This is a genomic window from Paenibacillus sp. 23TSA30-6 (assembly GCF_014858585.1).
Classification (GTDB): Bacteria; Bacillota; Bacilli; order Paenibacillales; family Paenibacillaceae; genus Paenibacillus.
Map to the genome: position 1 here is coordinate 1 of NZ_SLTL01000057.1, position 14174 is coordinate 14174.

The 14174-nt window shown below is 46.8% G+C and carries 15 protein-coding genes, 5 tRNA genes and 2 pseudogenes; 2 read left to right on the plus strand and 20 right to left on the minus strand.

From position 1 onward, the window contains the following. Window positions 1-323 precede the first annotated feature (323 nt). Both E0698_RS25570 and E0698_RS25575 read right to left on the minus strand, forming a co-directional pair. Entirely contained in the window at window positions 324-1112 is a 789-nt protein-coding gene (locus E0698_RS25570) for a TrmH family RNA methyltransferase (RefSeq protein WP_192513353.1), read from the minus strand. A gap of 40 nt (window positions 1113-1152) precedes the next feature. After that, the gene (locus E0698_RS25575) at window positions 1153-1815 is read right to left on the minus strand and encodes a potassium channel family protein (protein ID WP_014277969.1); all 663 of its coding nucleotides are present in this window, start codon (window positions 1813-1815) and stop codon (window positions 1153-1155) included. A 164-nt stretch (window positions 1816-1979) separates the two neighbouring features. Between E0698_RS25575 and E0698_RS25580 the strand changes: the two genes are divergently transcribed. Continuing rightward, entirely contained in the window at window positions 1980-2213 is a 234-nt protein-coding gene (locus E0698_RS25580; RefSeq protein ID WP_044648543.1) for a small acid-soluble spore protein SspI, read from the plus strand. Between the two features lie 146 nt (window positions 2214-2359). Here the strand turns inward: E0698_RS25580 and E0698_RS25585 are convergent, their stop codons facing one another. From E0698_RS25585 to E0698_RS25600, 4 genes are all read right to left on the minus strand, one after another. Next, window positions 2360-3940 carry a peptide chain release factor 3 gene (locus E0698_RS25585; RefSeq protein WP_134912754.1) on the minus strand — a complete coding sequence of 527 codons (1581 nt, stop codon included), beginning with the start codon at window positions 3938-3940 and terminating at the stop codon, window positions 2360-2362. Continuing rightward, window positions 3937-4092 carry a hypothetical protein gene (locus tag E0698_RS25590; protein ID WP_192513354.1) on the minus strand — a complete coding sequence of 52 codons (156 nt, stop codon included), beginning with the start codon at window positions 4090-4092 and terminating at the stop codon, window positions 3937-3939. Before E0698_RS25590 ends, E0698_RS25585 begins: the two co-directional genes overlap by 4 nt. A gap of 156 nt (window positions 4093-4248) precedes the next feature. Continuing rightward, window positions 4249-5805: a glucose-6-phosphate dehydrogenase gene (gene zwf, locus E0698_RS25595; RefSeq protein WP_192513355.1), complete on the minus strand. Its 1557-nt coding sequence runs from the start codon at window positions 5803-5805 to the stop codon at window positions 4249-4251. Between the two features lie 186 nt (window positions 5806-5991). Next, complete coding sequence (locus tag E0698_RS25600; protein WP_192513356.1) at window positions 5992-6762, minus strand: YwmB family TATA-box binding protein; 771 nt, start codon at window positions 6760-6762, stop codon at window positions 5992-5994. 244 nt (window positions 6763-7006) lie between these two features. Here E0698_RS25600 and E0698_RS25605 point away from each other — a divergent pair, with 244 nt between their 5' ends. Further along, window positions 7007-7480 carry a hypothetical protein gene (locus E0698_RS25605; RefSeq protein WP_192513357.1) on the plus strand — a complete coding sequence of 158 codons (474 nt, stop codon included), beginning with the start codon at window positions 7007-7009 and terminating at the stop codon, window positions 7478-7480. Window positions 7481-7628: 148 nt separating this feature from the next. Here E0698_RS25605 and E0698_RS25610 read toward each other — a convergent pair whose 3' ends face one another. The 14 genes and pseudogenes from E0698_RS25610 to E0698_RS25675 form a co-directional block, all read right to left on the minus strand. Then, the gene (locus tag E0698_RS25610; RefSeq protein ID WP_025686553.1) at window positions 7629-8279 is read right to left on the minus strand and encodes a response regulator; all 651 of its coding nucleotides are present in this window, start codon (window positions 8277-8279) and stop codon (window positions 7629-7631) included. After that, window positions 8257-9336, minus strand: a complete 1080-nt coding sequence (locus E0698_RS25615; protein ID WP_192513358.1) for a sensor histidine kinase — start codon at window positions 9334-9336, stop codon at window positions 8257-8259. The genes E0698_RS25610 and E0698_RS25615 overlap by 23 nt, the downstream gene beginning before the upstream one ends. Window positions 9337-9352: 16 nt before the next feature. After that, a complete protein-coding gene (liaF, locus tag E0698_RS25620; RefSeq protein ID WP_192513359.1) occupies window positions 9353-10000 on the minus strand; it encodes a cell wall-active antibiotics response protein LiaF in 648 nt (215 codons plus the stop codon). A gap of 150 nt (window positions 10001-10150) precedes the next feature. Further along, complete coding sequence (locus E0698_RS25625; protein ID WP_149094642.1) at window positions 10151-10855, minus strand: PspA/IM30 family protein; 705 nt, start codon at window positions 10853-10855, stop codon at window positions 10151-10153. Then, window positions 10855-11343, minus strand: coding sequence for a PspC domain-containing protein (locus E0698_RS25630; protein ID WP_134912743.1), 489 nt, complete (start codon window positions 11341-11343; stop codon window positions 10855-10857). Before E0698_RS25630 ends, E0698_RS25625 begins: the two co-directional genes overlap by 1 nt. A gap of 7 nt (window positions 11344-11350) precedes the next feature. Next, window positions 11351-12019: a PspA/IM30 family protein gene (locus E0698_RS25635; protein WP_134912741.1), complete on the minus strand. Its 669-nt coding sequence runs from the start codon at window positions 12017-12019 to the stop codon at window positions 11351-11353. Between the two features lie 86 nt (window positions 12020-12105). Next, complete coding sequence (locus E0698_RS25640) at window positions 12106-12417, minus strand: LiaF transmembrane domain-containing protein (RefSeq protein WP_025686559.1); 312 nt, start codon at window positions 12415-12417, stop codon at window positions 12106-12108. 130 nt (window positions 12418-12547) lie between these two features. Then, window positions 12548-13297 (minus strand): annotated as a pseudogene (locus tag E0698_RS25645) (MFS transporter); the annotation flags it as partial. 22 nt (window positions 13298-13319) lie between these two features. Beyond that, window positions 13320-13508, minus strand: a pseudogene (locus tag E0698_RS25650) (TetR/AcrR family transcriptional regulator); the annotation flags it as partial. A 155-nt stretch (window positions 13509-13663) separates the two neighbouring features. Further along, window positions 13664-13742, minus strand: a tRNA-Leu gene (locus E0698_RS25655). 11 nt (window positions 13743-13753) lie between these two features. Beyond that, window positions 13754-13827, minus strand: a tRNA-Cys gene (locus tag E0698_RS25660). Between the two features lie 12 nt (window positions 13828-13839). Continuing rightward, window positions 13840-13911: transfer RNA gene (locus tag E0698_RS25665), tRNA-Gly, on the minus strand. Window positions 13912-13918: 7 nt separating this feature from the next. Beyond that, window positions 13919-13993: transfer RNA gene (locus E0698_RS25670), tRNA-Gln, on the minus strand. Between the two features lie 12 nt (window positions 13994-14005). Next, window positions 14006-14078, minus strand: a tRNA-His gene (locus tag E0698_RS25675). Between the last annotated feature and the right edge of the window lie 96 nt (window positions 14079-14174).

Genomic DNA, 14174 nt, shown 5'->3' on the forward strand with positions numbered 1-14174 from the left:
AACTTGAACACATCATTCATTAGATTATCCTTTTTGCTTAATGGGGTCCACATGTTCCATCCCGTCCTCTTCCTATTATTACTAGACAGTATGGACACTTTCTCTATTAAACAGACATCTAACATTCACTTTAGCGAAGAAGCAAAATAAGAAAACTTAGATTAATCATTAACAGATAATTTTTATTTACATAGTCTTTATTCCCGATTTTACTGGGCTTTCGGGGATATTTGACTGTCTCATTTGATGGTATAAACAGTCTCATTTAATAATATAATTAGTCTCAACTGATGTTATAACCCACAAATTTATAGTTATTTCCACTAGCTTCGCTGTCTCATCGCCTCAAAAAGCAGCACCGTGGAAGCCATCGCTGCGTTCAACGACTCCGCCTGCCCCTGCATCGGGATGAACACCGATTCATCCACCATACGTGCGGTAGCAGCGGAGATACCCTGGCCTTCGTTCCCAATCACAAGCCAAGTAGAAACACGCAAATCAACGGCATAGCACGACAGACTTGCGTCCAGCGAGGTGCTGATCAGTCGGGCACCTTTGCTTTTGGCCTGCGTCAAAAGCTCCTCCAGACTGCCCTCAATCACGGGCAGGTGAAAAAGCGATCCCATCGTAGAACGGATCGTCTTTGGGTTATATAGGTCGGCGCAGCCATGACCCAGAATGACGCCTGCGGCTCCGGCGGCGTCGGCACTACGAATAATGGTGCCTACATTGCCGGGGTCCTGTACCCCGTCCAGCACCATCACCAGCGCATCCGCCTGCTCCAGCAACGCCGGGAATGCGCCACGCTCCTTCTTGCGCACGATAGCAAAGACGGACTGCGGTGTCTTCGTATCGGTGCATTTGGCAATGACCGCCGCCGATACGGGAATCCATTCCACCGGCTGGTCAGCTTGGTCCAAGCCATTCAGCTCGGCAGGAATGCCCTTGTCCAAATCATAGGCAACACTTTCGACAGCTGCGTCCGAACGCAGCGCTTCCTGCACCAGATGAATGCCCTCGACGATATATTTATGCTGCCGGGTGCGATGCTTTTTTTCCAGCAGTTGTGCCCATTCCTTTACACGTGTATTGTTCGATGAAATGATTTCCATTCGTTATCCGTCCGTTCCTTTATAAATAAATGATTTATCATCATACTGCAAAAGCCAGCTCCAGTTTGGTTAAATCATCCTTGTGGCCTACAATAACTAGCACATCCCCCGTCTCCAGCCGATCTTCAGCATAAGGGGAGATATTCATTTCCTGATCTCGACGAATCGCCATCACGTTACAGCCAAAACGAGCGCGTATATCAAGTTCCTTCAGATTTTTTCCTATCATGGAATCCGCCGCTTTCATCTCCAGAATACTATAATCCTTGGACAGCTCAATATAATCCAGAATATTTGGAGACGTCAAATGATGGGCTACTCGCAGCCCCATGTCCCGCTCAGGATAAACCACCTTATCCGCGCCTATCTTTTGCAGCACTTTCCCATGCAATTCATTTTGCGCTTTTACGATCAGAGCTGGCACACCCATATCCTTGAGGATTAATGTCGTCAATATGCTTGCCTGTATATCTTCGCCAATTGCCACCACGATGACATCAAAATTGCGAATACCGAGCGCACGCAACGCTTCCTCATCCGTTGAATCGGCAGATACCGCGTGGGTCACAATATTCGACATTTCCTGTGTGCGCTGCTCGTCCGAATCGATCGCCAACACATCAAAACCCATTTCGCTCAATGCAGTGGCAACACTGGAGCCGAAACGACCCATACCAATTACCGCATACTGCTTCTTTGCCATTCCTACCTTACCTCCCGATCACCATACTGTCCGTCATAGTATAGCATAACACGCCAAAAACATAAATTTGGTATGCTTATGCCAAATGCTTCTTCATGTATACCGGGCAGCAGCCCAAGCCATAATACACCCGACAACCATTACAAACATACGGGAGGTACCACATGCCCATTACACTGGATTTACGACAAGCCATTGTTCACAAAGTTCACGGCAAATCAGAAGCTGATCTTACCGATATGATTATCGGGTCAGTGGATGGACCAGAGGCCGCTTTGCCCGGATTGGGTGTCATTCTTGAGGTGGCATGGAAGCACATGAATCAGACCCAGCAACAAGAGTTTGTCCACCTGGCACATGAGCAGCTTGATAAAATCAAGCCCGTCCCGCTAACCTAAGTCTTACCTTCAAACTTTTGTTCAACCCTGCTTCATCCTACTGCCCGTATACGCAAATAGTCCACTCACCGTAACACTGAGTGGACTATTTGTTGTACAGATCAAATAACAGGTTTCATTCCTGCCCTGCTTATCAAATCCAAATCTTATGGAGCCATCTCCAAAAACTTGGCTGTAGGATTTTTCTCTATAGCAGTCCGCATCGCATACTCATTTTCGAACAAGGCGACATAATTGCCCTTCTTGTCCTTCACCAACGTGGAGTTAATACGGAATTTGCTTGGATCAATCTGATCATCCACAATCCAGCGTGCAAATTGGAATGGCATACGTTGAAGCTGTACATCAACTCCATATTCACCCTTCATGCGGTACTCAAATACTTCAAATTGCAGTTGACCGACAACGCCCAGCAGCGTATCGTCAAAGCTTACCGTACGGAACACCTGAATCATACCTTCCTCGGTCAACTGGTCAATACCCTTCAAATACTGCTTGTGCTTCAATGCATTTTTTACGGTAACCTTGGCAAAAATCTCAGGCGAGAAGGTCGGCAATTCATCAAATATGACCTCTCCACCTTGACTAAGTGAATCGCCAATACGGAAAATGCCCGGATCAAACAATCCGATAATATCGCCTGGGAAAGCTTCCTCGACAATATCACGGTCCTGCGCTAAAAATTGCTGTGGCTGGGACAGCTTAATCTCCTTGCCCATCCGTACATGCTTAACACTCATGCCCCGTTGGAACTTACCAGATACGATACGCAGGAATGCGATGCGGTCACGGTGAGCCGGGTTCATGTTTGCTTGAATTTTAAATACATAGCCAGTAAATTTCTCGTTCGTCGGCTCGATTTCCCCCGCTGTACTGCGACGCGGCTCCGGCTTGGGAGCAAGCTGAAGAAAGTTTTCCAGGAACGTTTGAACTCCAAAGTTATTAATCGCACTACCGAAGAATACAGGCGTTAATTCCCCGCGCTGTACTTTCTCCATATCAAAAGGGTCACCCGCAACATCGAGTAACTCCAGGTCCTGACATAATTGGTCATGCAAATATTCACCCGCCATTTCGCGAATGATTGGATCATTGTAATCCTCCACTTTTTGTACCTTGATCGTGGAATGGTCATCTCCCTGAAACAGCTCGACCTGATTTTTGACACGGTCATAGACACCGCACAACTCACGTCCTGTACCAATTGGCCAGTTCATAGGCACCGAACGAATGCCGAGCACCTGCTCCAGCTCCTCCATCAGGTCAAAAGGACTGCGTCCCTCACGGTCCAGCTTGTTAATGAAGGTGAAAATTGGAATTCCACGCTTGGCACACACCTGAAACAGCTTAATCGTTTGCGCTTCCACACCTTTCGCTACGTCAATCAGCATGACTGCGCTATCCGCTGCTGTTAATGTACGATAAGTGTCTTCACTGAAATCCTGGTGACCCGGGGTGTCCAGAATGTTAATACGGTGCCCATTATAATCAAATTGCATAACTGAGGATGTAACCGAAATCCCCCGCTGCTTTTCAATCTCCATCCAGTCACTCGTGGCGTGCTTGCTTGCCTTACGCGCTTTAACTGAACCGGCAAGACGAATCGCGCCCCCGAACAGCAGCAGCTTCTCCGTCAGTGTCGTTTTCCCCGCATCCGGGTGAGAAATAATCGCAAACGTGCGCCGTTTGTCGACTTCCTGTTGAAGTATATCCAGTGTTTTACTCATTTCACATATCCCTTCATGATCAAATCCATTGCGTTACTGCTCAAGCTATTCATAAAAAGGCCATGATGCACGCCTGTTAACGTAAATTCATCGGTGCTATCGGTTTCTTTACCGTTAGATCCGTATTCGGCGTACTCCGTTACCATATTCATTATAAATACGATCTATTTACATGTTTTAGCCTGCCTTTAACGTATAATCAGTTGCAAACTGAAAACCTGAGACTAAGTTATTATAGCACACTCCGAACGCAAAGCATCCCCTTACATCCTGAACAGGACGTAGGGGGATGCTGAACAATATCAGGATTACTGAGTGCCGCCTACCCGCCAGATGACATTATCTTCATCCTGACCGCTGACCGGCCACCATTTAAAGCCATCTTGCTCCAGCAGCTTGCGAGCGCCTTCCGGTCCCCATGAGCCTGCAGGATAGGTTTCCAGCGTATCCGGGGCTTGTTGCCAAGCTTTGGCGATCCGATCCACGAATCTCCATGCTGTCGCAACCTCATCCCAACGCGTGAAGTACGTAGAGTCCCCTTCAATCGCGTCCATCAACAACCGTTCATAAGCCTCAGGTGAGTTGATGCCGACCATACAGCTTTGGCAGAAATCCATAGCCAGCGGTTCAATATCCGATTCCGAACCCGGCTTCTTGGCATTAATCTTGATGTAAATGCCTTCCATCGGATTCACCCGGATCACGAGCAAGTTCGGCTCCAGCTTATGCTTTTGGCCAAGATACACGTTCGTAGGCATGCTCTTAAATTCCACAACGATCTCGGTTGTCTTTACAGGAAGACGTTTGCCGGTACGAATGTAGAACGGAACCCCTGCCCAACGGAAATTATCCACAAATACGCGTGAAGCAAAATAAGTCTCTGTGCTCGACTGTGGATCAACCTTGTCCTCTTCACGATACCCCGGCAACTGCTGACCGCGATAGCTTCCTTCCGTGTATTGACCGCGTACCACATTAGTCAGCACATCCTCTGCTGATTCAAAAGGACGCAGCGAACGCAGCACTTTCACCTTTTCATCACGGATATCCTCAGGGAGCAAACGGCTCGGTGGTTCCATTGCAATCATCGTCAGCATTTGCAGCATATGGTTCTGTCCCATATCCCGCAGAGCACCGGAATGATCGTAATAACCTCCGCGTTCCTCCACGCCCACGGTTTCACTAAGTGTAATTTGCACATTGGAAATATGCTTATTATTCCACAATGGTTCAAAGAAGGCGTTTGCGAAGCGGATCACTTCGATATTTTGCACCATTTCCTTACCAAGATAGTGATCAATCCGATAAATTTCTTCCTCTTCAAATACTTCGCGTATTTCAATATTCAGCTCTTGCGCAGATTCTAGGTTATAACCGAACGGCTTCTCAATGACAAGACGATTCCAGCCCTTGCCATCCATCATACCGCCTTCTTTGAGACTCTTCGATACACTTCCAAATAGTTCAGGGGCCAAGGCCAAATAAAACAAACGGTTCCCCGGAATACTGAATTTCGTCTCTATGGTCTCCGTCTGCTGTCTCAGTTCATGAAATCCTTCGACATTGTTGATATCCAGTGATTTATATTCAAAATGCTCGGCAAATGCCTGCCATTCTTGATCATTTTCTGCCTTGTAGCGGCTAAACTCCTGTATCGAAGCGTACAGGTCATTACGGAATTCTTCCTCTGTGCGAGGGCGTCTCGCTACGCCAATAACGGCAAAATCCTCACCAAGCTTCCCTTCGCGGTACAAGCTGTAGATCGCAGGAAAAAGCTTGCGGCGAGCCAAATCGCCCGTAGCACCAAAAATAAATAACACTGCGCCTTGCGTCACAACAGATTCATTATTAGGTATGTCAGCCATGAAGTACCTCATTCTTCCCATGACAAGATTCCGCTTCCACAACCCTCGAAATCCGCATGTAGTATTGTGTATATTTATACAAGATCATACTTGATTTTCGACAAACATGAAACTGAAGATTTGATGACATTTTAGCATATTCCGCATGGATAAGCTATCCGATGAATCATAAATTTACCTTATAAGTCAGTATTCTATCGTAATCAGCGGAAAACCGATCGTAATACGAGTATCCTGATGCTCCTCATCTTCATGCACAGCCATCTGCATATGCACCTGATGCTCACCACTTTGAACTGCCAGAGGCAGCTGCGGTGCTTCATAGGATACAGCCACCGTCGTCGCATCTGTATATCTTTCTTTTGCCTTCATGGACAAGCTTCCTGCTAAACATGTCTCTGTCAGCTTCATCAGTTGGTCCACGGGCTCATTTGATTTCAGCGAATGCTGAATGGACGTATTCCATACTGCTTGTACTCCCACAGCCGCCAATTGCTCAGCACAAAGCTCATGCAGGCGGATTAACTGCTCACGTCCTGCATTGCTACTCTCCAGTTGAACGACCGTATACCATTGACCCGCAAGCTGTTCCATTACGTTCAAGCGGATTTTCAGTTCTCCGCTACCGCCAACCGAACGATACACTGTGTGTCCGTTTTCCTCTACCTTGTTTACGGCGGGAATATTTAGTTGATCGGCTATCCGGGCCGCCATGGCTGCCGGATCATCACCGTAAGAAGTCCAGTCACCTTGCCATTTCACAACCAGCTTATCCAGTGTACCAGGAGCCTGATCCGAGACGGTCAATACAGAGCGCAAATCCGTTTCTGCCTTGCGGGAATACGAGTCATATTCAGTCGTTTGAAACGTCCCATAACGCCAGCCTACGAGTAACAGCACCGTTCCGAACACTGCAATAGCTACCATCCCTTTTTTGATAACCTCTGCTTTTAACAACGTCGTTCCTCCCGCTCCACAAGCATCCGATTCTTACAGGCACATTCTTGGCGCTTTTTCGGCTGGCTTGGAATCTATCAATCTATCAATAGCTTTCCCGTTGCCGGAGGTTTTATACACGCAAAACGCAGAAGCCCACGTTTAAAAAAATATCGTTTACCTGCTGGGTGTTCGACCATACGTTATAGGCATCGTGAGAATAGACTATGATCACAACGTATCTTATACAGAAAGAGGTGAAATCATGTTTCCCATATATCCTGTAAATGAAGCCAATGTGGCACCTCATGGTGGACGATTGGTCTGTGCTGTTTTGCATGACGGAACACGACATGTTGGTATTCTCAGCGGGTGTGGCAAAGGCAAGTTGATGTTAAACGGATATCCATCCTCCTTTCCCAACAGTCTCAATGCCGGAAACTATAATAACAAGGGAAAACAAGAAGCCAAGAAGATATCCTCCAAAAAGAAAAAACGAAACTCTAAAAACAAAGCACGTTCCTCTGCCAAAATAAACAGCTTAATCAAACCTCCCAGTGAGCCCTTAAATCCGTCCTTTCCCTATGACACAGGTGGATTTGCCGGAAATAGCTACGGTGGATATGGAAAAGGTGGACCAGGCTATGGCCGCGGATATGGTAGTTATGGTGGATATGGACACGGAGCTGGACTTGTGCTGGATCTGGCCTTAATCGCCTTTCTGTTCTTACTTATTTAAATACCGTTTTCAAGAGCACAAAAAAACCGGAGAACTAATACAAGCCTCCGGTTTATTGTATTTCCCTATTTAAATTGTGGAACCTGTTCAACAGCGTAGAAGTGCTCCACTCTTTGGTATCTTTCATAGTATTAGTCCGTTCTACACGCTACTCTGCTAATCCGTTTTTGTAGGCATAGATTGCCGCCTGTGTGCGGTCCTCCACTCCCAGCTTGGCGAGAAGATTGGTGACATGGAATTTAACTGTCTTAATCCCGATGATCAGCTCATCCGCAATATCCTGATTGGATTTACCTTGTGCTAACAGCCGAAGCACTTCCATTTCACGATCCGTCAGTTCCGCATGCGCAGGCGCTTCAGCCTGTGGCTGTCGAAATCGGTTCATCATCTTGGAAGCAACCTGCGACTCCAGCACGGATTGTCCGCGTGCCGCTGCACGGATCGCATCCGCAACCTCGGATGCACGGGACGTTTTGAGCAGATAGCTGAACGCACCCGCTTCAATAACCGGATACATTTTCTCATCGTCCAAATAACTCGTCAGTACGATGACCTTCGTCTCTGGAAGCAGGCGTGTCACTTGGCGAGTCGTTTCGATTCCATCCATACCGTCCATAACCAGATCCATTAAAATTACGTCCGGCTTGTACTCTGTAGCCAGTCGTATGCCTTCTTCCCCACTCCCGGCCTCGCCTACCACTTCAATGCCATCTTCCGTGCCCAGCACCGCCGCCAGACCAATTCGTACCATTTCATGGTCGTCTACCAGCAGTACGCTAATCGGCAATTCCGTTTCCATGATCATCGTTCCTTCCGCTTTCATCATTTAAAACCGGCACCGATACCTCAATTCGTGTCCCTTTCCCCAGGGCCGTTATATATTGGATAGCTCCCCCAATCTCGCTGACACGCTCCTGCATTGTGGACAATCCATACGAAGTCTGCTTTTTCTCATCCAGCTCGAATCCAATTCCGTTATCCCTAATCGTTAATCGAACGGAATCCGTGCGTTGCACGATACGAATCTCCATACGGCTTGCTTTGGCATGACGCAACGTGTTGGACATCGCTTCCTGAACAATGCGAAACAAATGATTCTCAATGCCTTTAACCAACTGTACTCCGCTCTCCATCTCAAAATCAATCTCCATGGGAACCTTGGCCTGCAATTCCTGTATCAAATCACGTAATCCCTGCTCCAGCCGCTTGCCTTCCAGATAAACAGGCCGTAGATGAAGCAGCAACGCTCGCATTTCGGATTGCGCCACCGAGGACATTTCTTCAATCAATGCAACCTGACGCTGCGCCTTACCAAAATCCTTATCCAGCGTCCTGCCTACAGCCGTTGCCGTCATCGAAATCGCAAACAATTGCTGTGACACTGCATCATGTAGCTCCCTCGCCAATCGTTGCCTTTCTTCGACAATCGCGGTCACTCTGGCCTGTTCTGCCAGCTGAGCATTGTTGGTGGACAAGCGTTGTAAAGAAGTAACCTGCTCTTGCCATTTGCGCCCGATTCGCTCCAGTTGCTCACCCAGCCTGCCCAACTCATCATGACCCAGTGGCGGCAGCTCCCGAGCAGGTGTCCCCTTTTCCCACATCAGTAGCGTCTCCCGCAGCTTTTCCAGCCTGCTTTTGAAGCGGTAGCTCTCATAAAAACCGTATATTGCCCCGGTGCCAATCAGTACCATGACAACGGCTCCCGCAAATTTCAGTATCATTCCCCAGGTCGGGAACGACTTTACATAACCATATGTATACAGCATATAAATGACGACCGCGCCCACAACAACACACAGGAGGATACCTTCACCCATACTGCGGGTTACCATATTGGACGTTTTTTTATGATTCATCCTGGCTCCTCCTGATTCAATAAAATCGGAAACGGACATCGCCCGCCAAGTACGAAACGACAAACTTCACCTTATATTCACTCTCCGCATAATTAGGAGACCTCACAACCAAACGATTGAGCATACCCGCCTCATGATCCCGGTCAAAGTGAATCTGCCCAAACAATACGAAGATCTCCACCTCTACACCGTAATTATCCGGCAGCGTGATATCAATATCACCGAAGATCCCCTGCAAAAATACAACCGATTCACGTTCTTCCAGAATGGCCAGCGTTAGATCTGCGTCCACATCCCCAACCACATGCCATATACTCGTGCTCCGCAAGCTCCACGGAACTTCATCCCATTTATGATTGGATATGAAATTGTGCTTAAATATCGAGCTTTGGCCCTTATGCAGCTTTCTTGAACGTGAATAGAATACAGCTAATGATGCCAGTGTAACTACCACAAACAGAAACAAATGATCCAGCACCAACAGTCCGGCACCAACCGCGAGCATCGTGTAACCCTTTTTGATCTTGGAATTGCGAATCTTATATATTCCGGTCAATATCAGGATCAGTGCAACCACGGAGAGGAACCCAATCCACTGACCGAATAAAATGATAACTCCGATGGCGATCCCTGCCAGTGCCAAGGCTGATTTCCTTCTCTCCATGCTGCACCCCCTTTTTGTTTATACAGGAAAGAAAAGCCATAGTGGCGCGACATTTCGGCCATATGGCTTTCCCGAACCATACAGATTGAGCACGATCATTGACCAGTGTCCATTCCATACAGCATATCATAATGTCTTATTTTCGAGTAGTCAGTCCTTCTTGATATCTACTGGTTTAGCACCCGTTTGAATTTTGGATTTGAGCTGTTGAAGCTGCTCATCCACTTTGAACTGTTTTTCAGCCTCAGCCGGGTTGACATAAGCTTCCCCCGGAGCTTGACGGTAAGGGGCACGCAGTACGTCAGCTTCCGCTTCCAATTGCATAATTTTTTCTTCCATTCGGTGGAAGCCCAGCGAAGCAGAACCGCTTTCAATGGTATGCAGACTGTTGATCTGCGACAATTGCTTTTTCGCCTTCGCCATTTGAGCACGGGATACCAACTCATTGCGCTTGTTGCGCATTTTGTAGAATTCATCCTTCATATCGTGAAGCTGTTGTACCAGTTCTTTGGCTTGAAGCTCGGCTTGAGTGTGCAGATCACGGTACTCATCCTGCTTTTGTACAAAATAAATCTTTTCGCCCAGCAGCTTACGTGCTACTTCCTCCTGGCCGTTCCGCAACGCGGATTCTGCTTGTTGTTCACGCTCATTAGATACTCGTACTGCTTCCTCCAAGCGCTGTTTCATGCGACGTTCATTTGCCATTTGCTTGGCTACCGTTACTTCGGCCTCGTGAATTTCCGCCTCCATATCGCGCAGATATTGGTTCAGCATAATAATCGGGTCTTCCACTTTATCCAGCACTTCATTCACCGATGCTCTTGTCATATCCTTCATTCTTTTAAAGATTCCCATTATTTACGATCTCCCTTCTCGAATTGCTCTACTTTTTTGCGTAACTCTGCCAACTCTTTTTTCATTGCTTTTTTCTCGATATCTTCCATCATGGAATCCAGATCACTGTTAGGACCTGTGTTAAATTTGGAGGAATGGCGGGCATCTTGACCAAAAGATTGGCTCGTATTACCGTATGCTCCACCTTGATTGTAGCCAGTACCCGGTCCGTATTGCGATCCGGTGCTGTTCCCGCCATAATAGCGTGAGTCCTGTTGGTTGTAAGGCCCGCTGTTGGGACCAAATCCTCCATCATAAGGAGATCTCGGCTCCTTGGAGATAACCAATGCCGCAATCACATAAATCATAAACGTGGTTCCTGCTGTAATAAAGAAACTGATCACAACCAGAATACGAATCCACGTTGAGTCCATCCCTGTTGCATCAGAAAGACCGCCGCATACACCTGTTAATACTCTATCCCGGTTTGATCGGTAAATTCGGGTCATAATCAACTTACTCCTTCCCGCTGTTGTTCAGCTTACTTTTCAGTCTCGCCCACTCTTGTTCGAGCAGCGATCCACCGCCTTGGGCATCCAGCTGACTGCCTTCTCCCCGCCGCAAATCACGTAGGCTCAGCGTTTCTGCTTCCATATCAGCTACCCGGTCTTCCAAGCGGTTGAACATTCGGGGAACATTTCGTCCACCGTATGTACCTGCCCGTTCGTTCATCTGCTGCTGGAGTCTCAACGTTTGTACACGTGCCGCATAATACTGACGCTTGCTGTTTACCGTTTGATATTCCGTTTTTAAGGTATCCAGCTGTTGCTCCAGCTCACACAACGATTCACGGCTCTGCTCCCACAGTTCTCTGTACTGTTCTTCTTTTTCCGCATACAACATTTTCTCCTGGAGGGCCAGCTTCGCAACATGCTCTTCATCAGCCTTTAGAGCCAGCAGCGCCTGTTCCTCCCGTTTAATCTGCATGGACACTGCGTGATCCAGCTGTTGCTTCATCTGTCTTGTGTGCACTGCGTATTGCTGATGAAGCTTTTCCGCTTCTGCAATATCCTTGCGGGTGTTATACAAGAACTGGTCAATCAGTTGTATCGGATCTTGACTTTGTTCCAAATGCTCATTAAAGGTCGCTACGGTAATATCACGCATTCTACGAAAAACACTCATTTGCTTCTGCTCCTTTCACATTTCGTATTTTCATATCTTCATACTTTCGTTTCTGTAATTCACATTCACCCGCAAGTCCATCAATCTTAATAACGTCTTCTGCGGTCACTCAGTAGTGAAACACCGAATATGATTAACCCGATTGCCAGCAGTGGCCCCAAAAGCCAGGACAGTTTGCCGAGTAAAACGAGTACGCCAATTACAAGTACGATCCATCCGAAGACCACATTTCCTCTTTTCACACCGTAGTAACCTAACATGATCATCGCTATCGGGATTAAGTAACCGATCAAGTGTCCTACAAAGTGACCGAAAAACGGAGTAAACTTACCGAGCAGCATAATCGAACCCAATACAATCAGTACAATAGCCAACCCATTCCCTTTGTTAACTCTCATCATCTCTCACCGCCTTTCACTGTGTCTTGCTTATGTCCTTATTGTACGCTGATCTGGAGTTCTCCAAAACGGACCCCAGACGGTTTTTGAACCTAGACCTAAGTCGGGGGTGCATACAGACCTGCGGCTATCACCCTCTATGTTGTTCTGCCGCACGGGCTGTTGGGTGTTGCTCACCCGCTTGCTTGGAGCGTAGTGAAAGGACGAGACAAGCCAGTAACACTATAGCTGCAACCATATAAGGCAAGTTAATATGAACATCAAACAGCAGTCCTGCAATCAGTGGTCCGATCACATTACCCAAACTTGTATGAGATGAATTCATTCCAGCCACAAACCCCTGCTCATCCCCGGCCTGCCGTGACAAGGATGTGCTTACAGCCGGACGAAGGATGTCCATGGCCAGAAAAATGATGAAGGTCGTCAACATAATCATGGCATACTGTTCGGCAAACAGTGTCAGAAAAATGAATAATCCCGCAACAGCCAGACAGATATGAATGATCTTTTTCTCGCCAAAATGATTAATAATCCAGCCAAATATAGTCGCTTGGACAACTGCCCTCAGAATGGAGCCTGTCGTTATAATGATGGCAATATCCATCGGTGTAAAACCATATTTATGGTCAACAAACAGTCCAAATACCGTTTCAAAGTTAGCTAAGCCAAAAGCAACGACAAATACAATGAGTAAACCCATGAAAAAAGGAGATTGATATGGCTTGGCAAATTGCTGCAAAAGGTTTTCTTTCTGACGTGGAAGCTCTCTATTGTACTGTTTCTTTTCCTTGCTTACGGATTCAGGCAGCACTAACAGGGAGAAGATAGCAGCTATTCCCGCGGCTCCTGCGGCTGCAAAGAAAGGAATGCATATTCCATAGATGATCGTTACTGATAATTCACTCGGTTTTTCTAATCATATCGTCGCTTGTACGTTCAATGAGCGTTTCTAAAATGAGTGTCTTGGACGAAAAATTTTCATATAAAGTACGCTTGCTGATAGCCAGCCTTTTCGCAAGATCATCCATTGTAAATTTCAGACCACTCTCACACGCTTCCTCTAAAAAAGCTTCCAAGATTCTCTCCCGTATACTCATCCCCACTTCCTATGCACCTAATAAACTATATGGGCAGTTTTTATATTCCAAGTATGTATTAAAAATTGCAGCTAGCATTATGATTAAAATCTAAAGAAAAAAGAGTTATGAAATTACTGATATCAGCAATTTCATAACTCTTTTTGGTATACCGGCGAGAGGACTCGAACCTCCACGGTTTCCCACTCGATTTTGAGTCGAGCGCGTCTGCCATTCCGCCACGCCGGCATATATAATTATGGAGGCGCCACCCAGACTCGAACTGGGGATAAAGCTTTTGCAGAGCTTTGCCTTACCACTTGGCTATGGCGCCAAAGTATAAAGAAGCGGACGACGGGAATCGAACCCGCGACCCTCGCCTTGGCAAGGCGATGCTCTACCGCTGAGCCACGTCCGCATTAAGATGGCTGGGGATATAGGATTTGAACCTATGCATGACGGAGTCAAAGTCCGTTGCCTTACCGCTTGGCTAATCCCCACTAAAGGTAAAGGGCGACCGATGGGGCTTGAACCCACGAATGCCGGAGTCACAGTCCGGTGCGTTAACCACTTCGCCACGATCGCCGCAAAGACAAAAAAAAAAAAAAAAAAAATAAAAATAAAAAAAAAAAATTAAACAAAAAAAAAAAATTTATAAACAATATTTATAAAATAAAAAAA